A 20,375-nucleotide genomic window follows, 5' to 3' on the forward strand; every position below is an offset into this window, starting at 1 on the left:
GCGACCTGTGCTGGCCGCCATGGCGGCCGTCTATGAATTGAGGCGTATGTCCATTGGCCTGGCGTCTCCCGGGCCGGCGGGGGCGTGCGTCTCGAGCGCGCCTCCGTGGATATGATAAACCGTGGGCTCCTCGGAAAAATACGGTGTGAGGTGGGCCATGAAGACCTGGTGGTCTTCGCTGGTCTCGAAGCCAGGCGTGTGATCCTCGAGGGATTGCCACTGTACGATCAGGTTGAAGTGATGGGGTGTTTCGATCCCTTGCGCGAGCAGGTGGCTGAGGTACCCTTTGGCCCGACTGAGCAGAGGGGCGACTTCGGCGAAGGCGTGCCTGAAACTGTCGATGCGCGCCTGCTGGATGGGAAGAATGGCGATTTCGTAGATCATGGCGGTCCTCATGATTGGGTTGGGCGAGGGGGCGTCAAGCGTTGCTGGGTTCGGCCGCAGGCACGACCGCAATGGCGATCTTTCCTTGCAGGCCATTGTTGGGGCTTTGCAGCCGGGCATGGGCGAGCGCAACGTCGGCCAGGGGATAGATGGCGCCCACATGTGGCCGCAGTTGTCCGCGCTCGACCAGCGCGCTCAGCTCATCGAGCTTGCCGCGCTGCTGCCGGGTGAAGACGAAGTGATAGCTCGCGTTCTTGCCCCAGGCCTGAATGAGGTTCTGTGGTTGCGCGATGTCCACGATCGACACCACGCGCCCCAACTGGGCCAGGGCGTCCGGGCTGCGAGACAGGGTATCGCCGCCAATGGTGTCGAATACCACGTCGACGCCATGGCCTGCGGTTTCCTTGAGGATGACATCGACATAGTCCTGGCGCTCGTAGTCGATGACCACATCGGCGCCCATGCGTCGCGCGAATTCGGCATTCGCTTCGCGTACCGTGGTGAAGACCCTGGCGCCCATGGCCTTGGCCAGCTGGATCGCCACATGGCCGACGCCGCCGGCACCGCCATGCACCAGGATGCTCTCGCCCACCCTGAGCGCCGCGCGGACCACCAGCGCCTCCCAGGCCGTGCCGCCGACCAGGCTCAGGCTTGCCGCCTCGAGATGGCTCAGCGACGGCGGCTTCCGGCCGACGATGCCTTCGGCGGCGACGTGGTATTCGGCATAGCTGCCGGCGCCCTCGAAGATCTGCGGGGTGTACCACACCTCGTCACCGGGGCTGAACGCCGTCACCCCAGGCCCGACGGCCTCGACGACGCCGGAGACGTCGTGCCCGGTGATGGCCGGCAGCGGCACCAGGTCGGGATAGTCGCCGCGACGCACCTGGTAGTCCAGCGGATTGACGGAGGTGGCATGCACCCTGACCAGTACCTGCCCGGCCTTTGGCACCGGCTTGGCGATGTCACGATAGACGAATGCATCCGGGCCGCCGAAGGCATCCAGTATCAACGCTTTCATGGTGTTTCCTCGCTTCTATAAAAAGGGATATCGAGAAATGTCGATATATAAAGTGAGATCAAGCTGCCTTTCTGTTTCTGGGCGCCTGGCAGGCACCTCGGGGATTGCTCCTTGATTTCGTTAAAACGGGATATCGGGAAATATCGATATATCGAGGTAAAAGCAAACCCTACAGGTCGCTCCCGATCAGCTCGGCGAGCGCGCTGATGGCTGCTTCGTTGCGCTTGTAGTAGGTCCACTGGCCAATGCGGCGGACCTCGACCAGGCCTGCACGCTGCAGGGTGGCCAGGTAGTCGGACACCGTTGACTGCGACAGCCCCACGCCTTCCTGGATACTGCTCACACAGACACCCACGGTGTGAACGTCACCTTCGTCCTGTGGAGGAAAGTGTTTCACCGGGTCTTTCAAGCCTTTGAGGATCTCGAGGCGTGTGCGGTTCGAGAGTGCCTTGAATACGTCGAGCAGTTCCATGACGCGATAATATCGGTATTTACCGATATGTCAATTCACCGCAGGACGGCCGGCAGCGGCCGCCCTGCGAAGCGGCCTATTGGTTCAGGCGTTTGTCGATCAGGCCCTGGACCACGCTCGGGTCGGCGAGGGTGGAGGTGTCGCCCAGGTTGTCCAGTTCATTGCAGGCGATCTTGCGCAGGATGCGCCGCATGATCTTGCCCGAGCGGGTCTTGGGCAGGGCAGGGGCCCACTGGATCAGCTCGGGTTTGGCGAAGCTGCCGATCTCCTTGCTGACCAGGGCCAGCAGTTCGGCCTTGAGCGCGTCGTCCGGCGTCACGCCGTTCATGGGAGTGACGAAGGCATACACACCCTGGCCCTTGAGGTCGTGGGGATAACCCACCACGGCGGCCTCGGCGACGCTGTCGTGCAGCACCAGGGCGCTCTCCACCTCGGCGGTGCCGATACGGTGGCCGGAAACATTGATCACATCGTCGATGCGCCCGGTGATCCAGTAGTCGCCATCGGCATCGCGGCGGGCGCCGTCGCCGGTGAAGTAGTAGCCGGGCATCGGCTTGAAGTAGGTGTCGACCATGCGCTGGTGGTCGCCGTAGACGCTGCGGATCTGCCCGGGCCAGCTGGCCTTGATCGCCAGCAGCCCGGCGCCGGGGCCTTCGATCAGCTTGCCTTTGTCGTCCAGCAGTACCGGTTGCACGCCGAACATCGGCTGGGTGGCGCAGCCCGGCTTGAGCCGTGGCGTGCCGGGGAGGGGGGTGAGCATGATGCCGCCGGTCTCGGTCTGCCACCAGGTGTCGACGATGGGGCAGCGTTTCTTGCCGACCTCTTCGAAATACCATTCCCAGGCTTCCGGGTTGATCGGCTCGCCGACGCTGCCGAGCAGGCGCAGGGTCTCGCGTGAGGTGCCCTGCAAGGGGCCGGCACCTTCGCGCATCAGCGCGCGCAGGGCGGTGGGCGCGGTGTAGAAGATGTTCACCCGGTGTTTGTCGACCACTTGCCAGAAGCGCGAGGTGTCGGGGTAGTTGGGCACGCCCTCGAACATCAGCGAAATCGCGCCGTTGGCCAGTGGGCCATAGACGATATAGCTGTGGCCGGTGACCCAGCCGACGTCGGCGGTGCACCAGAACACCTCGCCGTCGCGGTAGTCGAACACGGTCTTGAAGGTCATGGTCGCCTGCAGCAGGTAGCCGGCGGTGGTGTGCAGCACGCCCTTGGGCTTGCCGGTGCTGCCCGAGGTGTAGAGGATGAACAGCGGATCCTCGGCGTTCATCGGTTCGGCCGGGCAGTCGTCAGCGGCCTTTTCCGTCACCTCGTGGTACCAGAGGTCGCGGCCTTCGCTCCAGGCCACCTCAGCGCCGGTACGCTTGATCACGAACACGCTGCTTACCGCCGGGCAACTGGCGAGGGCCTTGTCGACGTTTTGCTTGAGCGGGATGCGCTTGCCGCCCCGCACGCCTTCGTCGGCGGTGATCACGGTGCGGCAGTCGGCGTCGAGGATGCGGTCGCGCAGGGCGTCGGGGGAGAAGCCGCCGAACACCACCGAGTGGATGGCGCCGATGCGCGTGCAGGCGAGCATGGCGTAGGCGGCCTCGGGGATCATCGGCATGTAGATGCACACGCGGTCGCCCTTTTTCACGCCACGGGCTTTCAACGCGTTGGCCAGGCGGCAGACCTGGCGATGCAGTTCGCGGTAGCTGATGGCCTTGCTGTCGTCGGGATTGTCACCTTCCCAGAGCAGGGCGGTCTGTTCGCCGCGCGTGGCCAGGTGGCGATCGATGCAGTTATGGCTGACGTTGAGCTGGGCGCCGTCGAACCAGCGGGCAGTGCCGGTCTTCAGGTCGCATTGCTGCACGCTTGACCAGGGCTTGATCCAGTCCAGGCGCCTGGCCTGTTCGGCCCAGAAGGTGTCGGGGTCATCCACCGACTGGCGGTAGAGGCGGCGGTAGTCGTCGTCGCTGAGGGTGGCGGACTGGCTCACGGCCAGGGCCTGGGGATAGTCGCGGATATCGAACATGGCGGGTGGTCCTGCTCTTGTTAGGGGCGAGGGACTGCAACGGCTATTCGATGGACAGTGTAGCTAGAGGTGATGTTCCTTGAGGATCATGGTGTCCGTGTAGGAGCGGCCTTGCGCCGCGAAGCGGCCCCATGATGATTGCCGGGGCCGCTGTGCGGCCCTTTCGCGGCACAAGGCCGCTCCTACACAAAGAGCGGCTGTGTAGCGTCAGCCGCGGTGACGGCCGCGGAAGTAGTTGATCAGGCCCTGGGTGGAGCCGTCCTCGGCGTTGTCCTCCTGGGCGCCCACCAGGCGCTGGTACACGCCCTTGCCCAGTTCCTTGCCCAGCTCCACGCCCCACTGGTCGAAGGCGTTGATGCCCCAGACCACGCTCTGCACGAACACCTTGTGCTCGTACATCGCCACCAGCGCACCGAGGCGGCGCGGGCTGATGCGCTCGACCACCAGGGTGTTGCTCGGGCGGTTGCCCGGGATCACCTTGTGCGGCGCCAGCTTGGCGATATCGGCCTCGTTCAGGCCCTTGGCGCGCAGTTCTGCCTCGGCTTCCTCGCGGGTCTTGCCGAGCATCAGCGCCTGGCTCTGCGACAGGCAGTTGGCGTACAGCCACTGATGGTGGTCCGCCACCGGGTTGAAGCTCACCACCGGCACGATGAAGTCGGCCGGGATCAGCTGGGTGCCCTGGTGCAGCAACTGGTGGTAGGCGTGCTGGCCGTTGCAGCCGACGCCGCCCCAGATCACCGGGCCAGTGTCGGTCTTCACCGGGCTGCCGTCCTGCAGCACGCTCTTGCCGTTGGACTCCATGTCCAGTTGCTGCAGGTGCTTGGTGATGTTGCGCAGGTAATGGTCGTACGGCAGGATCGCGTGGGCCTGGGCGCCCCAGAAGTTGCCGTACCACACGCCCAGCAGGGCCAGCAGCACCGGCATGTTCTTCTCGAACGGCGCGGTCTGGAAGTGCTGGTCCATGGTGTAGGCGCCGGACAACAGTTCCTTGAAGTTGGCGGTGCCGATGGCCAGGGCGATCGGCAGGCCGATGGCCGACCACAGCGAGTAGCGCCCGCCGACCCAGTCCCACATCGGGAAGATGTTCTCTTCGCGGATGCCGAAGGCCACGGCCGCGGCCTTGTTGCTGGATACGGCGATGAAGTGGCGGTACAGCTCGGCTTCCGAACCGCCCTGGGCCAGGTACCAGGTGCGCGCGGCCTGGGCGTTCTTCAGGGTTTCCAGGGTGTTGAACGACTTCGACGAGACGATGAACAGGGTGGTCTCGGCGCGCAGGTTGGCCGACAGCTCATGGAACTCGCTGCCGTCGATGTTCGCCAGGTAGTGGCAGCGCACGCCGCGCTGGGCGTAGGGCAGCAGCGCCTCGGAGACCAGCTCGGGGCCGAGGAACGAGCCGCCGATGCCGATGTTGACCACGTCGGTGATCGGTTTTTCGCTGTAGCCGCGCCACAGGCCGTCGTGGATGCGGCCGACCAGTTCGGTGATCTGGTTCAGCACCTTGTGCACTTCCGGCATCACGTTGACGCCGTTCACGCTGAGCTTGTCGCCGACCGGGCGGCGCAGGGCGGTGTGCAGCACCGGACGGCCTTCGGAGGCGTTGATGATCTCGCCGCTGAACATCGACTTGATGGCCGCTTCCAGGTCGACGTCCTTGGCCAGGTTCACCAGCAGGTCACGGGTCTGCTCGGTGATCAGGTTCTTCGAGTAGTCGAGGAACAGGCCGCAGCTGCTCAAGGAGAACTGCTCGAAGCGCTTGCCGTCGGCGGCGAAGGCTTCGCGCATGCTGAAGCCCTGCATGGCGTCGCGGTGTTGCTGAAGCGCCTGCCAGGCGGGCAGCGCCGTCACATCGTGGGGGGTACGGTAATACGCCATTGCGGGTGGTTTCCTTGGTGCATGGTCAGGCTTGGACAGCGGCATTCGTTGCCGGTTGCAAGCTGGACATTATAGGCATTGGCAGGAAACCGGGAATGGGTGAGGCAAGCGAGGAGGATGAAAATTGTCACGAGGGTGATCGTGAGAGCTGGCTTTGTGACAGCAGACTTCGTGAGGTTGAGTGTCGTGGGAGCGGGCTTGCCTTGCGATTGCGGTTGCCTGGGCAGGCGCTATCGCGGGGCAAGCCCGCTCCCACGGGTCATATCAGGCGCTCTGCTCTTCGAGGTGCAGGTAGAGATTGTCGATCAGCCGGGTGTTACCCAGGTAAGCCGCGGCGATTACCACCAGGTCACGGTCATCGACTTGCGCCGGGCGCAGGGTGACGGCGTGGCGCACTTCCAGGTAATCCTTACGGAACCCGGCGCTTTCGAGTTGCCCCTGGCCCTCGGCGATCAGCGCCGGGTAGTCGCGCTGGCCACGGCGCAGGGCGTCGGCGATGCCGCTCAGGGTGCGGTACAGCACCGGGGCGGTGGCACGCTGCTCCGGCGTCAGGTAGCCATTGCGCGACGACAGCGCCAGGCCGTCCTCGGCGCGCACGGTCGGCTCGCCGATGATCTGGATCGGCATGTTCAGGTCGCGCACCATGGCGCGGATCACCGCCAGTTGCTGGAAGTCCTTTTCGCCGAACACGGCCAGGTCTGGCTGGACCATGTTGAACAACTTGCTGACCACCGTCGCCACGCCTTCGAAGTGCCCGGGGCGGCTGGCGCCACACAGGCCTTCGGACAGCTGCGGCACGCTCACCCGGGTCTGCACGGCCATGCCGTCGGGGTACATTTCCTCGACAGTGGGTGCGAACAGCAGGTGGCAGCCGGCCTGCAGCAGTGTTTCCTGGTCGGCGGCGAGGGTGCGGGGATACTTGTCCAGGTCCTCGCCCGCGCCGAACTGCAGCGGGTTGACGAAGATGCTGGCGACCACGAAGTCGGCGCGCTGGGCGGCCTTGGTCACCAGGGCGGCATGGCCGCTGTGCAGGTTGCCCATGGTCGGCACGAAGGCGATGCGCTTGCCTTCGCCACGGGCGCGGGCCACGGCGGCACGCAGTTCACGGACGGTCTTGACGGTATTCATGCGCTGAACCCATGCTCGCTGCCAGGGAAGCTGACGTCCTTGACCGCACGGACATAGGCGGCCAGGGCACTCTGGATGTCCGGCTGGCCGGCCATGAAGTTCTTCACGAACTTCGGCACGCGGCCGCTGAGCGACAGTCCGAGCATGTCATGCAGGACCAGCACCTGGCCATCGGTGGCGCTGCCGGCGCCGATGCCGATCACCGGAATGCCCACCGCCTGGGTAATCTCCGCCGCCAGCTCGCTGGGCACGCACTCGAGCAGCAGCATGGCCGCGCCGGCCTGCTCCAGGGCGATGGCGTCGGCGCGCATCTGGCGGGCCTGGGCTTCCTGGCGGCCCTGGACCTTGTAGCCACCCAGCACGTTGACCGTCTGCGGGGTCAGTCCCATGTGCGCACACACCGGCACACCGCGCTCGGCCAGCAGGCGGATGGTCTCGCCCAGCCAGGCGGCGCCTTCGATCTTGAGCATGTGGGCGCCGGCGCGCATCAGTTCGGCGGCGTTGGCGAAGGCCTGTTCGGGGGTGGCGTGGGCCATGAACGGCAGGTCGGCGAGGATCAGCGCGCCATCGTTGCCGCGCTTGACGCAGGCGGTATGGTAGGCCATGTCGCGGTTGGTGACCGGCAGGGTGCTGTCATGGCCCTGCAGGACCATCCCCAGGGAGTCGCCCACCAGCAGGACTTCCACGCCGGCTTGGCTGGCGGCCTTGGCGAAGGTCGCGTCATAGCAGGTCAGCATGGTGATTTTTTCGCCCTTGGCCTTCAGGCCATGCAGGGTGGTCAGGGTTACTTCAGGCATGTAGGGGAATCCTCGTTCAGGCGCTGTGAACAACAACTGCGTACAACGCGTGTATTCATCTTCCGGAGCGGCACATCATCGTCTGTGATGTTCGGGCACAGGTCCGTCCGGGCCTAAATGGGTGATTGCGGCAGAGTGGCGCCGCGGGACGCCTATAGTCGTGAGCGAGGTGGGGGAAGTCAACCAGCCGTGTTACCGCATTGTTACGGTACCGGTGTTACTGGCGTTACCGCCGTCGGAAACGCCCGAATTACAGGCGTTCCAGGCCGACGAACGGACAGTCTTCGAGCAACTGCGCCAGGGCGCGGCCGTCGGCGAGGCGGAATTCGGCGGGCACCAGCTCGGCGAGCGGGTAGAGCACGAAGGGGCGTGCGTGCATGTGGTAGTGCGGCACCTGCAGGCGCGGCACGTCAATGACCCGGTCACCGAACAACAGCACGTCGAGGTCGAGGGTGCGTGGGCCCCAGCGCTCCTGGCGCACGCGGCCCTGGTCGTTCTCGATGGCTTGCAGCGCGTCGAGCAGGTCCAGCGGCGCCAAGGCCGTGTCGATGGCCGCCACTGCGTTGGTGTAGCGCGGCTGGCCGGGCAGCAGCGAGTCGCTGGTGTAGAGCGCCGAGGCCGCCGCCAGGCGGGTATCGGCGATCAGGTCCAGCGCCTGCAGGGCGCTGCGCAGCTGCTCGGCGGGTTCATCCAGGTTGCTGCCCAGGCCGATGAACGCACGGGTGTTCATGCTCAGTCCCAGGCCTGCTCGTCATCACGCTTGCGTTTGCCGCCGCTGCGCTTGCGCTTGCGTGGGCCGGCAGTGCCGCCGTCGTCACGGCTGCCGAGCTCGCGGATCATGTCGCGGCGCTGGCTGTCGTTGGCGTCCTGGTAGTCGGTCCACCACTCGCCCAGGCCGTCGGTTTCCTCGCCGGCGCTTTCACGCAGCAGGAGGAAGTCGTAGCCGGCGCGGAAGCGCGGGTTGTCCAGCAGCATGTCGGCGCGTTTGCCACTGCGTCGTGGCAGGCGCTCCTGCATGTCCCAGATCTCGCGGATCGGCAGGGTGAATCGCTTGGGGATGGCAATGCGTGCGCATTGTTCGGCGATCAGGTCGTGGGCCGCGCCGTTCATGGCAGGGATCGGCGGCACGCCTTGGCTCTGCAGGTACAGCACGCGGCCCGGCAGGGCCGGCCAGAGCAGGGCGGCGAAGAGGAATGCCGGGGTCACCGGTTTGCCCTGCTTGACGCGCAGGTCGGTGTTGCTCAGGGCCTGGCTGATCAGGGTGTGGGTGTAGGTCGGGCGTTCTTCCAGGGCCTGGCTGCTGGCCGGGAACAGCGGCTCGAACAGTTGCAGGTCGACCAGCATCTCGAAGGTGATCGCGCCTTGGCCGTTGAGGAACAGCTTGAGGCACTCCTCGAACAGGCGTGCCGGCGGAATGTCACGCAGCATGGGCGCCAGTTCGCGGATCGGTTGCACAGTGTGCTTCTCGATGCCGAAGTCCAGCTTGGCGGCGAAGCGCACGGCGCGCAGCATGCGTACCGGGTCTTCCTGGTAGCGGTGCGTCGGGTCGCCGATCAGGCGCAGCAGGCGGTTACGGATGTCGTGGACACCGTTGGCGTAGTCGAGGATGCGCTCGCTGACCGGGTCGTAGTACAGGGCGTTAATGGTGAAGTCGCGGCGTTGCGCGTCTTCTTCCAGGGTGCCGTACACGTTGTCGCGCAGGATGCGGCCGCTGGCATTGTGCGACGAGCGGTGGCTATCGGACTGGTCTTCATCCGAGTGCGGGGCACGGAAGGTCGCGACCTCGATGATGTCACGGCCGAAATGCACGTGCACCAGCTTGAAACGCCGGCCGATGATGCGGGCGTTGCGGAACTCCGCGCGGATCTGCTCGGGGGTGGCGCTGGTGGCGACGTCGAAGTCCTTGGGCGTGATGCCCAGCAGCAGGTCGCGCACGCAGCCACCGACCAGGTAGGCCTGGTAACCGGCTGCCTGCAGACGCTCGACGATGCCCACGGCATGGCGGCTGAACTGGCTGCGCTGCAGCGAGTGCTGGCTCTTGTTGATCACTTCAGGCGTGGTGCGCCTGTGGTGCTGGCCACGGACGGGCGGGCGGAACGACTGGAACAGCTTCTTCAGCATGGGATGCACTGTTTGAAGGAATGATCGGCCAAGGATAGGAGAATGGCCGCATGATGGGCGGGGATTCTAGCATTTACTGGGGGAATGGTGTAGGCGGTGTGGCAAGGGCGATGCGAAAGGGAGAAACGACATGGGGAGCCGAAGCTCCCCATCAAAGTCGTTGCGTGCTCTTATTGTTTTTTTGCCGGGCTTCTTGTTTTTGTTGAATGCCCTGTCCACAAATCTCGAAGCTTGTGGACGACCCCCAAACCGGGGGTGAAGAGCAAACGGATTGCTTTGGTCGCCGAGTTGATGCTGATCTGTCGATCCAATCAGTTCAGGTGCTGCTTTTTAGTGCAGTTTTTGTTGTTCTCTGCCTGATCGTGGGGCAAGCCCCAAACACAACGCCTCTCCAAAAGAATCAGTTAGCTGCGCCTCCGCCGTCTTGTTCTTATTGTGCGTGAGCCGTTTCGTCTTGTTCTTATTCTGAGTTGCAGTGCTTGTTATTGTTCTTGTACCAGACATATAGCAGGTGCCGTGCCAACTTTTGAAAACCCAATGAAATCGGGGGTTTCAGCGGTTCAGGCAGGTTTTTGGGCGGGGCAAATGTAGAAATTTCGTTACCTTACGCCTCGGGGGATGTTACGGCTGACAGGGTGGGTAACAGATTTTTGCGGGAACTGATGTGTTACCGCACAAACGCATCGCGGAGCTAGCCCGCTCCCACGGACCAGGCAAGGCTGGCGTGGGAGCGGGCTGGCCCCGCGATTGGATTACATAGAATCAATTGTCGCTGGTGGCGTTGCTCTTGCGTCGCGGGATACCCAGGCGCTGGCGGCGTTCCCACAGGCATTTGCGGCTGACGCCCAGCTTGCGCGCCAGCTCGGTCTCGGTCATGTGGTCCTGGTGCTCGAGGACGAAATGCTGGAAGTAGTCCTCCAGCGACAGGTCCTCGGTCGGCTCGTGGCTGGCGTTGTTGGCGCTGGCCAGGCTTGGCAGGCTGTCCAGCACGTCATCGTCTTCCAGGTCGCTCAGCTCAATATCGATGCCCAGCAGGTCGGCGGAAATTTCCGCGCTCTCGCTGAGAATCACTGCGCGCTCCACGGCGTTTTCCAGTTCGCGCACGTTGCCCGGCCAGCTGTAGTGACGGATGGCCTGCTCGGCCTCGTGGGAGAAGTGCAGGTCGTCGCGGCCGATGCGTGCGCTCTGGCGGGCAAGGAAGGCATTGGCGATCTCGTTGACGTCGCTGCCGCGCTCGCGCAGGGCCGGTAGTTTCAGGGCGATCACGTGCAGGCGGTAGTACAGGTCTTCACGGAACTGCCCGGCCTTGGCCAGGTTCTTCAGGTCGCGGTGGGTCGCGGCGATCAGGCGCACATCGACCTTTTGCGACTGCACCGAGCCGACCCGGCGGATCTCGCCTTCCTGTAGCACGCGCAGCAGGCGGGCCTGGGCTTCCAGGGGCAGTTCGCCGATCTCGTCGAGGAACAGCGTGCCGCCGTCGGCGGCCTCGACCAGGCCCGCGCGCCCGGCGCTGGCGCCGGTGAACGCGCCCTTCTCGTGGCCGAACAGTTCCGACTCGATCAGGGTCTCGGGGATCGCCGCGCAGTTCACCGAGATCATCGGTGCCTTGGCCCGGCGCGAGAGGTTGTGCAGGGCTCGGGCGACCAGCTCCTTGCCGGTGCCCGACTCGCCCTGGATCAGCACATTGGAGTCGGTCGGGGCGACCTTGCGAATCTTGACGTACATGTCCTGCATGGGCGGGCAGGAGCCGATGATGCCGATCTCGCCGTTGGCGGCCGCGCTACCTGCCTTGTCGCTGGCGGCCTTGCCGTTACCGGCGCGTGGCTCGGCGGCAGGCGCGGCGGCTGGAGCGTTCTGCCGGTCGCGCAGGATGCGGGCCACGGCCTGGAGCATCTCGTCGTGGTCGAAGGGCTTGGCGATGTAGTCCACCGCGCCCATCTTCATCGAGTCCACCGCCGAGCGCAGGCTGGCGTAGCTGGTCATGATCAGCACCGGGGTGCCCTGGCCGAGCTTGATCAGCTCGGTGCCCGGGGCGCCCGGCAGGCGCAGGTCGCTGACGATCAGGTCGAAGGTGGCAATGCTGAAGCGTTCCTGGGCTTCCTGCACCGAGCCGGCTTCGCTGACCTGGTACTGGTTCCGTTCGAGCAGGCGACGCAGGGCCGAACGGATGATGGTTTCGTCTTCGACGATCAGAATATGCGGCATTGATTCAATTCTCTCGACGGTCTCGAATTTCAGGGGACGTCGCTACGACATGCCGGGGCAGGGTCACGCGGATCCGGGTACCACGTTGGCGCTCGATGTCGGCCGGGCTGTCGATGGTGATTTGCCCATAATGCTCTTCCACGATGGAATAGACCAGAGCGAGCCCCAGTCCGGTTCCTTCGCCCGGGTCCTTGGTGGTGAAGAAGGGTTCGAAGAGGCGGTCCATGATGCTTTTCGGGATGCCGCTGCCTTCGTCCTCGACGATCAGGTCGACGGTGTGTTCGTTCACTTCACTGCGCACGCGCACGGCGCTGCCGGGCGGGGAGGCGTCGCGGGCGTTGGAAAGCAGGTTGATCAGCACCTGGGCCAGGCGCTGCGGGTCGCCCTCGACCCAGTGTTGCGGGTCGCAGAGGTTGAAGAACTGTACTTCGAAATTGCGCCGGTTCAACGCCAGCAGACCAATGGCGTCCTGCGCGACTTCGGCCAGGCACACCGGCTCCTCGCTGTTCTGCTGGCTGCCACCGGCATGGGCGAAGCTCATCAGCGACTGGACGATGCGCGACACGCGCTTGGTCTGCTCGAGGATCTGGCTGGACAGCTCGATGATCTCGCCGTCGCCCTCGCGCTCCTCGCGCAGGTTCTGCGCAAGGCAAGCGATGCCGGTGATCGGATTGCCGATCTCGTGGGCCACGCCCGCCGCCAGGCGACCGATGCTGGCCAGGCGTTCGGAGTGCACCAGCTTGTCTTCCAGCGCCTGGGTCTCGGTGAGGTCCTCGACCAGCAGCACCAGGCCGCTGTTGCCCGGGGCCAGCGGTTCGTCGATGGCCGCCTTGTGCAAGTTGAGCCAGCGTGGCTGGCCATCGAGGGCCAGGCGCTGCTTGTGCAGGTGCTCGTCGGGCACGTTGATGAAACCTTGCAGCAGGCCGCGCCAGGGTTCGCCGATGGTCACCAGGCGCGAACCGACCACGTGCTTGGCGGCGATCCCGGTGAGCTCCTCCATGGCCTTGTTCCACATCAGGATCTCCTGGTCCTTGGCCAGCGAGCACACGCCCATGGGCAGTTCCTGCAGGGTCTGGCGGTGGTAGCGGCGCAGGGCGTCGAGCTCGGCGGCAAGGCCGGTCAGGCGTGAGTGGTAATCCTCGAGTCGGCTCTCGATGAAGTGGATGTCCTCGGTGACGTAGTTCTCGTTGCCGGACTTGTAGGGCAGGAAGGTCTCGACCATGTCCTGGGCCACGCTCGGGCCCATCAGGCCGGAGAGGTTGGCCTCGATGCGGTCGCGCAGGCGGCGCAGGGCGTAGGGACGGCGCTCGTCGAAGGGCAGGTAGAGGTCGCGCAGGGCCTGTTCCACCTCTTTCTGTGCGGCCTTGGCGCCCAGCGGCTTGGCCAGTTGGGTGGCGAACTCCTGGGGCGAGGCGGCATGCAGCTCGCGGCGCTGCGGGCGACGCACGTTATCCACCGCGCAGGCCTCGGCGGCGCTGACCTCTTCGCTGCTGGCGTTGGTGAACAGCGAGATCAGGGTGAACAGCAGGACGTTGGCTGCCAGCGAGGCGATGGCCGCCATGTGCCAGCTGGTGTCGTCCAGCACGTAGATCATGTCCAGCAGCGGGATGTAGAAGCCCTGCAGGTTGCCCAGCAGCGGCAGCAGCATGGTCACCATCCACACCAGCATGCCGGCCAGCAGCCCGGCGATGAAACCGCGGCGGTTGGCGGTCGGCCAGTACAGCACCGAAAGCACGCCGGGCAGGAACTGCAGGGTGGCGACGAAGGCGACGATGCCCAGGTTGGCCAGGCTCTGGTGGGTGTTCTGGGTCAGGTAGAAGACGAAACCGGCGGTGATGATGGCGACGATCAGCGCCCGCCGGGTCCATTTCAGCCAGCGGTAGATGTTGCCTTCGGCCGGCGGCTGGTACAGCGGCAGCACCAGGTGGTTCAGGGCCATGCCTGACAGCGCCAGGGTGGTGACGATGATCAGCCCGCTGGCGGCCGACAGCCCGCCGACATACGCCAGCAGCGCCAGCGCTTCGTTGTTGGCGGCAATGCCCAGGCCCAGGGTGAAGTACTCAGGGTTGGTGCTGGCGCCCAGGCGCAGGCCGGCCCACAGCACCAGTGGCACGGCCAGGCTCATCAGCAGCAGGAACAGTGGCAGGCCCCAGCTGGCGCTGACCAGCGAGCGTGGGCTCAGGTTCTCGGTGAAGGCCATGTGGTACATGTGCGGCATGACGATCGCCGAGGCGAAGAACACCAGCAGCAGGGTGCGCCACGGCCCTTCCTGCAGCGGCGTGTGCAGGGCGGCGAGGGCGGTCTGGTTCTGCAGCAGCCAGACTTCCAGGCCGTGTGGCCCACCGAACACACCGTACAGCGCGTAGAGGCCGACGCCGCCGAGGGCCAGCAGCTTGATCACCGATTCGAAGGCGATGGCGAACACCAGGCCTTCATGCTTCTCGCGGGTGGCGATATGACGCGAGCCGAAGAAGATGGTGAAGAGGATGATCAGCACGCAGAAGGCGAACGCCACCCGCGCCTTGACCGGCTCGCCGGTGAGGATGCTGATCGAGTCGGCCACCGCCTGGATCTGCAGGGCCAGCAGCGGCAGCACGCCAATCAGCATGAAGATGGTGGTCAGCGCGCCGGCCCAGGTGCTACGAAAACGAAACGCCAGCAGGTCGGCCAGCGACGACAGCTGGTAGGTGCGGGTGATCTTGAGGATCGGGTAGAGCAGCACCGGTGCCAGCAGGAAGGCCCCCGACACCCCCAGGTAACAGGCGAGGAAGCCGTAGCCGTACTGGTAGGCCAGGCCGACCGAGCCATAGAAGGCCCAGGCACTGGCGTAGACGCCCAGCGACAGGGTGTAGGTCAGGGGGTGGCGGATGACCGCGCGCGGGATCAGCCCGCGTTCGCTGATCCAGGCCACGCCGAACAGCACCAGCAGGTAGGCGGCGCTGATCAGGATCATCTGGGTCAGGCTAAAGCTCATCGGCATCTCGTTGGCTCTGCAGGATGAAGGTGACGACGATCAGGATCAGCCAGAGCAGGTAGGGGCGGTACCAGGCTCCGGTCGGCTCGATCCACCAGTCCATGATGGCCGGGGAGAACAGGTAGATCCCCACGACCAGAAGCAGGACCAAACGATAGATGTACATGCTGGCCTCGATGGGTTGGGCGCTGCGGGCTTGGACTTATTATTGGCGCAAATGGCTGGGGCGATGCTAGCGGGAATCGGTAGGGTTCGCCAAGGGGTTGAATTTGTTGGGCTTTTGATTTTGCTGAAACGCAGGGCTTGCTGTCTTGCGCGGTCCCTGTAGGAGCGGCCTTGTGCCGCGATGGGGCGCGTAGCGGCCCCAGGTTTTCAGTGTTGCCTCAGATATTGCCGGGGCTGCTTTGCAGCCCATCGCGGCACAAGGCCGCTCCTACAGGGATCGCGTTGGCCGGTCGAACCAGGGCATCAGCGCAATTCAGCTTCGGGCACTGTCATTTGCCGGGCAATATTCTCCGGCCGCCACTGCTGCCGGGCCACCGCCAGCACCTCGGCCGGGCTGGCCCCCGCCAATGCCGGATCGGCCTGCTGCCCCAATGCCCGCAGGGCACGCAGCAGCAACGGCGTCGCCTGGTCCGCCTCCAGCGGTGGCGAGCGGTACGACTTGCCCAGCTTGTGCCCGTCCGGCTGCACGATCAATGGAATGTGCAGGTAACGCGGCTGCGAGAACCCCAGCAACTCCTGCAGGTACAGCTGGCGCGGCGTGTTGTCCAGCAGGTCGGCGCCGCGCACGATATCGGTAACCCCCTGCCAGGCATCGTCCAGCACCACCGCCAGCTGGTAGGCATACAGCCCGTCGCGACGCTGGATGACGAAGTCGCCCACCTCGCGGCCCAGGTGCTGCTCGAACGTGCCCTGGACCCGATCGCTGAATCGATAGATCAGCTCCGGCACCCGCAGGCGGATCGCCGCGCCTTCGCGGGCGTGCCCGGCGTTGCGGCAAAAGCCTGGGTAGATGCCGTTGTGCCCTTCCAGCTGCTTGCGCGAGCAGGTGCAGGCATAGGCCAAGCCCATGTTGAACAGGCGGTCGACCACCGCGGCATAGGCATCGTGGCGCTGGCTCTGGAACACCACCTCGCCGTCCCACTCCAGCCCGTAGCGCTCCAGCGTCTGCAGGATCGCGTCACGGGCGCCGGGCATCTCCCGGGGCGGATCGGTGTCTTCCATGCGCAGTAGCCAGCGACCGTTCACGGCGCGGGCGTCGAGCCAGGAGGCGAGGGCGGCGACCAGCGAGCCGAAGTGCAGGAAGCCACTGGGAGTGGGGGCGAAGCGGCCGATGTAGCGGGAGTCGTTCATGGATTGCACAGCTATATAAATGAAGACGGGGCGTACCCGTCGTAGAAAGCGGTCAAGCCCGCTTCCACAACCGATACGCCCCGTCTGCGAGGGTCCGGGATCAGCCTTTACCGACAGTCTTTTCCTTCTTCTCTGCAATTTCCTTGCAGTCGAAGCACAGGTCGGCGGTCGGACGGGCCTCGAGGCGGCGCAGGCCGATCTCGATGCCGCAGGAGTCGCACCAGCCGTACTCGTCGGCCTTGATCTTGTCGAGGGTCTTGTCGATCTTCTTGATCAGCTTGCGCTCGCGATCGCGGTTGCGCAGCTCCAGGGCGAATTCTTCTTCCTGGCTGGCACGGTCCGCCGGGTCGGGGAAGTTGGCTGCTTCGTCCTTCATGTGGTCCACGGTACGATCCACGCTGACCATCAGCTCGCCTTTCCAGGCGCTGAGCAGCTTGATGAAGTGCTTCTTCATGGGCTCGCCCATGTACTCTTCACCTTTGGCCTCTACGTAGGGCTCGACACCGTACATGGTCTGGACTTTTTGCTTTTCTACGGTGGACATGAATAGACCGCCTCTCACTCATCTGATCCAATGCGCAGGCTTGCTTCCATCTCCGGCGCCCGCCGGCCCTGCGACTGCGAGCCGCCGAACTTACCAGATAGATCCGGGGTGCGCTACCCCGCCCTATGCCTGCTTTTGACAGCGGCTTGACCGGCGCGTTCGTTGGCGTGCACAGGTAGAATCACCAGTTTAGACCCAATTGAGAGAAGGCCCATGGCTCAGCCACACAGTGCGCGCAGTCGCGCCATCGAACCCTTCCACGTCATGGCCCTGCTGGCCCGTGCCAACGAGCTGCAGGCCGCGGGCCACGACGTGATCCACCTCGAGATCGGCGAGCCGGACTTCACCACCGCCGCGCCGATCGTCGCCGCAGGCCAGGCCGCCCTGGCCGCCGGGCACACCCGCTACACGGCGGCCCGTGGCCTGCCGCAACTGCGCGAGGCGATTGCCGGGTTCTATGGCCAGCGTTACGGTGTGGACCTCGATCCGGAGCGCGTGCTCATCACCCCGGGCGGCTCCGGCGCCCTGCTGCTGGCCAGCAGCCTCCTGGTCGATCCGGGCAAGCATTGGCTGCTGGCCGACCCGGGGTATCCGTGCAACCGGCATTTCCTGCGCCTGGTCGAAGGTGGCGCGCAGTTGGTGCCGGTGGGCCCGGACGTCAATTATCAGCTGACCGCTGATCTGGTCGAGCGTCATTGGGACAAGGACACTGTCGGCGCCCTGGTCGCCTCACCGGCCAACCCGACCGGCACCGTGCTCGACCGCGACGAGCTGGCCAGCCTTTCCAGGGCCACCCGCGAGCGTCACGGGCATCTGGTGGTGGACGAGATCTACCACGGCCTCACCTACGGCATGGATGCGCCGAGCGTGCTGGAAGTGGACGATGAGGCATTCGTCCTGAACAGTTTTTCCAAATATTTCGGCATGACCGGCTGGCGCCTGGGTTGGCTGGTGGCCCCGCCGTCGGCGGTGGCAGACCTGGAAAAGCTGGCGCAGAACCTCTACATCAGTGCCCCGAGCATGGCCCAGCACGCCGCGCTGGCGTGCTTCGAGCCGCAAACCCTGGCCATCCTCGAAGAGCGCCGCGCCGAGTTCGCCCGTCGCCGCGACTATCTGCTGCCGGCATTGCGCGGGCTGGGCTTCGGCATCGCCGTGGAGCCGCAGGGGGCCTTCTATCTGTATGCCGATATCAGCGCGTTCGGCGGCGATGCCTTCGCGTTCTGCCGGCATTTCCTGGAAACCGAGCACCTGGCATTCACCCCGGGTCTGGACTTCGGCCGGCACCAGGCCAGTCACCATGTGCGTTTCGCCTATACCCAGAGCCTGCCGCGCCTGGAAGAGGCGGTACAGCGCATCGCCCGTGGCCTGCAAAGCTGGCAGGGCTGACCGGTGCAGTTTCCGCCCCTGGAACAGGCGCGCCTGCTGCGCCGCTACAAACGCTTCCTGGCCGACATCGAGCTGGCCAGTGGCGAGCAGATCACCATCCACTGCCCCAACACCGGTTCCATGCTCAATTGCATGTGCGAGGGCGGGCAGGTGTGGTTCAGCCGCTCCAACGACCCCAAGCGCAAGTTGCCCGGTACCTGGGAGATCAGCGAAACGCCCCAGGGCCGGCTGGCCTGCGTCAATACCGGGCGTGCCAACGCCTTGGTGGAAGAGGCGCTGCGCGCCGGGGTGATCAGCGAACTGACTGGCTTCACCACGCTCAAGCGTGAGGTGGCCTATGGCGAGGAGCGCAGCCGGATCGACTTTTATCTGGAGTATGCCGACGGCACCCAGGCCTATGTCGAGGTCAAGAGCGTAACCCTGGGTTACCCCGACACGCCGGTGGCGGCCTTCCCCGACGCCGTCACCCAGCGCGGCGCCAAGCACCTGCGCGAGCTGGCCACCCTGGCGCGCCAGGGTATCCGCGCGGTGCAGCTGTATTGCGTGAACCTGACCGGTATCGAGGCCGTGCGCCCTGCCGAGGAGATCGACGCCGCCTATGCCCAGGCCCTGCGCGCCGCCGTGGCGCAAGGGGTCGAGGTACTGGCCTACGGCACCCGGCTGGATGCGCAGCAACTGGTCATCGACCGTCCGCTGCCGGTGCTGCTCACTCCGTGAGCCAGATGCCCTGGCTGTCTTCCCGGCAGTCCAGGGCCTCCAGCCATTCGCCCGCGCAGGGGCCAGTGATGCATTCGCCGCTTTCTATCAGGAACTGGGCCCCGTGATGGGCGCACTGGATCAGGCTCGCGCTGTCGTCGAGAAAGTTGTCCGCTGCCCAGTTCAGCGGGATGCCCCGGTGCGGGCAGCGGTTGCGGTAGAGGTGGACCTTGCCCTGGCGGCGCACGCCGAACAGCGGCACGCCGGCTACGCTGAAGGCGCGGCTGTGGCCCTCGGCGAGGTCGTTGGAGGCGCAGAGAAAATGCATTGCAGCGGAGTTTCCGGTTAAGCCGTGTGACAAAGGGATGGCTTGACGCTTCAATGCGAATAATTATCAAATTGCCCGCATTCGCCGCGCCAGGCTGTCTATGGTGCGCACTTGTGCCGCCCGCCACAAGGTGTGCTGCCCGCCCTCTGCAAAGGAATCCGATGATGCGCCGTCCCGCTGCCTTGATTGCCCTGTGCGCCGGTCTTGCCCTGTCCGCCCAAACCATGGCCGCCGAGCTGCCGCAGCGCTGGGTCAGCGCCGGTGGTGCCCTGAGCGAGTGGATCAGCGCCCTGGGCGGCGAGCAGCGGCTGGTCGGTGTCGACACCACCAGCCAGCACCCCGAGTCGCTCAAGGCACTGCCCAGCATCGGCTACCAGCGCCAGTTGTCGGCCGAGGGCATCCTCAGCCTGCGCCCCGATGTGCTGGTGGGTACCGAGGAGATGGGACCACCGCCGGTGCTGGCGCAGATCCGCAAGGCCGGAGTGCGGGTCGAGCTGTTCTCCAGCAAGGCCGAGGTCGGCGCGGTGGACGAGAACCTCAAGCATTTGGGGGCATTGCTGGGTAACGAGCAGAAGGCCGAGGCGCTGGCCGCTGACTATCGCCGGCAACTGGAGGCGCTGCACAAGCAGGTCGAGCAGGTCCAGGCCGGGCACAAGGCGCCTGGTGTCCTGCTGCTGGTCGGCCATGCCGGCACCAAGCCGATGATCGCCGGGCAGGGCACCGCCGGGGACTGGGTGCTGCGCCAGGCGGGAGGGCGCAACCTCGCCGATCACCAGGGCTACAAGAACTTCTCGGTGGAGGCCCTCGCCGCGCTGAATCCGGACGTGGTGGTGTTCTCCGACCGGGCCCTCAGCGGCGAGCAAGCCCTGCAGGCGCTGATCAAGGAAAACCCGGCCCTGGCGACTTCGCGCGCGGTGCGCGACAAACGCCTGCTGTCGCTCGACCCGACGCTGCTGGTCGGCGGCCTGGGCCCACGCTTGCCCGCCACCCTGCATGAGCTGGCCGCCAGCTTCTATCCTGCCGCCAAGGCCAGCTTCAACCCATGAGGCAGCGGATTCGACCACGTACCTTGTTCATTACCCT

Annotated in this window: 18 protein-coding genes; 3 read left to right on the plus strand and 15 right to left on the minus strand. The window is 65.3% G+C overall.

The window, feature by feature from the left end:
* Positions 1–30: 30 nt before the first annotated feature.
* The 14 genes from AC0MAZ_RS07065 to dksA form a co-directional block, all read right to left on the minus strand.
* Complete coding sequence (locus tag AC0MAZ_RS07065; protein ID WP_203648082.1) at positions 31–384, minus strand: antibiotic biosynthesis monooxygenase family protein; 354 nt, start codon at positions 382–384, stop codon at positions 31–33.
* 34 nt (positions 385–418) lie between these two features.
* Positions 419–1,402, minus strand: a complete 984-nt coding sequence (locus AC0MAZ_RS07070; protein WP_203648081.1) for a zinc-dependent alcohol dehydrogenase family protein — start codon at positions 1,400–1,402, stop codon at positions 419–421.
* 169 nt (positions 1,403–1,571) lie between these two features.
* Positions 1,572–1,874: an ArsR/SmtB family transcription factor gene (locus AC0MAZ_RS07075; RefSeq protein ID WP_254464333.1), complete on the minus strand. Its 303-nt coding sequence runs from the start codon at positions 1,872–1,874 to the stop codon at positions 1,572–1,574.
* Between the two features lie 76 nt (positions 1,875–1,950).
* The gene (gene acs / locus AC0MAZ_RS07080; RefSeq protein ID WP_254464332.1) at positions 1,951–3,885 is read right to left on the minus strand and encodes an acetate--CoA ligase; all 1,935 of its coding nucleotides are present in this window, start codon (positions 3,883–3,885) and stop codon (positions 1,951–1,953) included.
* Positions 3,886–4,092: 207 nt separating this feature from the next.
* Positions 4,093–5,757, minus strand: coding sequence for a glucose-6-phosphate isomerase (pgi, locus tag AC0MAZ_RS07085; RefSeq protein WP_234560864.1), 1,665 nt, complete (start codon positions 5,755–5,757; stop codon positions 4,093–4,095).
* A gap of 264 nt (positions 5,758–6,021) precedes the next feature.
* Positions 6,022–6,885 (minus strand): pantoate--beta-alanine ligase, encoded by an 864-nt coding sequence (gene panC / locus AC0MAZ_RS07090; RefSeq protein ID WP_254464331.1) that lies wholly within the window; start codon positions 6,883–6,885, stop codon positions 6,022–6,024.
* The gene (panB, locus tag AC0MAZ_RS07095) at positions 6,882–7,682 is read right to left on the minus strand and encodes a 3-methyl-2-oxobutanoate hydroxymethyltransferase (RefSeq protein WP_110735118.1); all 801 of its coding nucleotides are present in this window, start codon (positions 7,680–7,682) and stop codon (positions 6,882–6,884) included. Before panB ends, panC begins: the two co-directional genes overlap by 4 nt.
* A 250-nt stretch (positions 7,683–7,932) precedes the next feature.
* Positions 7,933–8,412: a 2-amino-4-hydroxy-6-hydroxymethyldihydropteridine diphosphokinase gene (folK, locus tag AC0MAZ_RS07100; RefSeq protein ID WP_232856613.1), complete on the minus strand. Its 480-nt coding sequence runs from the start codon at positions 8,410–8,412 to the stop codon at positions 7,933–7,935.
* Between the two features lie 2 nt (positions 8,413–8,414).
* A complete protein-coding gene (locus tag AC0MAZ_RS07105) occupies positions 8,415–9,803 on the minus strand; it encodes a polynucleotide adenylyltransferase PcnB (protein ID WP_203648075.1) in 1,389 nt (462 codons plus the stop codon).
* 762 nt (positions 9,804–10,565) lie between these two features.
* Entirely contained in the window at positions 10,566–12,008 is a 1,443-nt protein-coding gene (locus AC0MAZ_RS07110) for a sigma-54-dependent transcriptional regulator (protein WP_203648074.1), read from the minus strand.
* 4 nt (positions 12,009–12,012) lie between these two features.
* Positions 12,013–14,988 (minus strand): sensor histidine kinase, encoded by a 2,976-nt coding sequence (locus AC0MAZ_RS07115; protein ID WP_181427779.1) that lies wholly within the window; start codon positions 14,986–14,988, stop codon positions 12,013–12,015.
* Complete coding sequence (locus AC0MAZ_RS07120) at positions 14,972–15,148, minus strand: hypothetical protein (protein WP_003250005.1); 177 nt, start codon at positions 15,146–15,148, stop codon at positions 14,972–14,974. Before AC0MAZ_RS07120 ends, AC0MAZ_RS07115 begins: the two co-directional genes overlap by 17 nt.
* Before the next feature lie 302 nt (positions 15,149–15,450).
* A complete protein-coding gene (gene gluQRS / locus AC0MAZ_RS07125) occupies positions 15,451–16,338 on the minus strand; it encodes a tRNA glutamyl-Q(34) synthetase GluQRS (protein WP_475860765.1) in 888 nt (295 codons plus the stop codon).
* Between the two features lie 100 nt (positions 16,339–16,438).
* Complete coding sequence (dksA, locus tag AC0MAZ_RS07130) at positions 16,439–16,882, minus strand: RNA polymerase-binding protein DksA (protein ID WP_203648071.1); 444 nt, start codon at positions 16,880–16,882, stop codon at positions 16,439–16,441.
* Between the two features lie 213 nt (positions 16,883–17,095).
* Here dksA and AC0MAZ_RS07135 point away from each other — a divergent pair, with 213 nt between their 5' ends.
* Together AC0MAZ_RS07135 and sfsA are read left to right on the plus strand one after the other, a co-directional pair.
* Complete coding sequence (locus AC0MAZ_RS07135; RefSeq protein WP_203648070.1) at positions 17,096–18,268, plus strand: pyridoxal phosphate-dependent aminotransferase; 1,173 nt, start codon at positions 17,096–17,098, stop codon at positions 18,266–18,268.
* Between the two features lie 3 nt (positions 18,269–18,271).
* The gene (gene sfsA / locus AC0MAZ_RS07140; protein ID WP_475860766.1) at positions 18,272–18,985 is read left to right on the plus strand and encodes a DNA/RNA nuclease SfsA; all 714 of its coding nucleotides are present in this window, start codon (positions 18,272–18,274) and stop codon (positions 18,983–18,985) included.
* Here the strand turns inward: sfsA and AC0MAZ_RS07145 are convergent.
* Positions 18,975–19,292, minus strand: a complete 318-nt coding sequence (locus AC0MAZ_RS07145; protein ID WP_203648068.1) for a Rieske (2Fe-2S) protein — start codon at positions 19,290–19,292, stop codon at positions 18,975–18,977. The genes sfsA and AC0MAZ_RS07145 overlap by 11 nt on opposite strands.
* Before the next feature lie 161 nt (positions 19,293–19,453).
* Between AC0MAZ_RS07145 and AC0MAZ_RS07150 the strand changes: the two genes are divergently transcribed.
* A complete protein-coding gene (locus tag AC0MAZ_RS07150) occupies positions 19,454–20,338 on the plus strand; it encodes a heme/hemin ABC transporter substrate-binding protein (protein ID WP_475860767.1) in 885 nt (294 codons plus the stop codon).
* Positions 20,339–20,375 lie beyond the last annotated feature (37 nt).

This window comes from Pseudomonas sp. A (assembly GCF_056270345.1).

Bases quoted from the DNA above. Each gene is read 5' to 3' on its own strand.
- AC0MAZ_RS07065 (WP_203648082.1), bottom strand. From the start codon at position 384: ATGATCTACGAAATCGCCATTCTTCCCATCCAGCAGGCGCGCATCGAC.
- AC0MAZ_RS07070 (WP_203648081.1), bottom strand. From the start codon at position 1,402: ATGAAAGCGTTGATACTGGATGCCTTCGGCGGCCCGGATGCATTCGTC.
- AC0MAZ_RS07075 (WP_254464333.1), bottom strand. From the start codon at position 1,874: ATGGAACTGCTCGACGTATTCAAGGCACTCTCGAACCGCACACGCCTC.
- acs (WP_254464332.1), bottom strand. From the start codon at position 3,885: ATGTTCGATATCCGCGACTATCCCCAGGCCCTGGCCGTGAGCCAGTCC.
- pgi (WP_234560864.1), bottom strand. From the start codon at position 5,757: ATGGCGTATTACCGTACCCCCCACGATGTGACGGCGCTGCCCGCCTGG.
- panC (WP_254464331.1), bottom strand. From the start codon at position 6,885: ATGAATACCGTCAAGACCGTCCGTGAACTGCGTGCCGCCGTGGCCCGC.
- panB (WP_110735118.1), bottom strand. From the start codon at position 7,682: ATGCCTGAAGTAACCCTGACCACCCTGCATGGCCTGAAGGCCAAGGGC.
- folK (WP_232856613.1), bottom strand. From the start codon at position 8,412: ATGAACACCCGTGCGTTCATCGGCCTGGGCAGCAACCTGGATGAACCC.
- AC0MAZ_RS07105 (WP_203648075.1), bottom strand. From the start codon at position 9,803: ATGCTGAAGAAGCTGTTCCAGTCGTTCCGCCCGCCCGTCCGTGGCCAG.
- AC0MAZ_RS07110 (WP_203648074.1), bottom strand. From the start codon at position 12,008: ATGCCGCATATTCTGATCGTCGAAGACGAAACCATCATCCGTTCGGCC.
- AC0MAZ_RS07115 (WP_181427779.1), bottom strand. From the start codon at position 14,988: ATGCCGATGAGCTTTAGCCTGACCCAGATGATCCTGATCAGCGCCGCC.
- AC0MAZ_RS07120 (WP_003250005.1), bottom strand. From the start codon at position 15,148: ATGTACATCTATCGTTTGGTCCTGCTTCTGGTCGTGGGGATCTACCTG.
- gluQRS (WP_475860765.1), bottom strand. From the start codon at position 16,338: ATGAACGACTCCCGCTACATCGGCCGCTTCGCCCCCACTCCCAGTGGC.
- dksA (WP_203648071.1), bottom strand. From the start codon at position 16,882: ATGTCCACCGTAGAAAAGCAAAAAGTCCAGACCATGTACGGTGTCGAG.
- AC0MAZ_RS07135 (WP_203648070.1), top strand. From the start codon at position 17,096: ATGGCTCAGCCACACAGTGCGCGCAGTCGCGCCATCGAACCCTTCCAC.
- AC0MAZ_RS07145 (WP_203648068.1), bottom strand. From the start codon at position 19,292: ATGCATTTTCTCTGCGCCTCCAACGACCTCGCCGAGGGCCACAGCCGC.
- AC0MAZ_RS07150 (WP_475860767.1), top strand. From the start codon at position 19,454: ATGATGCGCCGTCCCGCTGCCTTGATTGCCCTGTGCGCCGGTCTTGCC.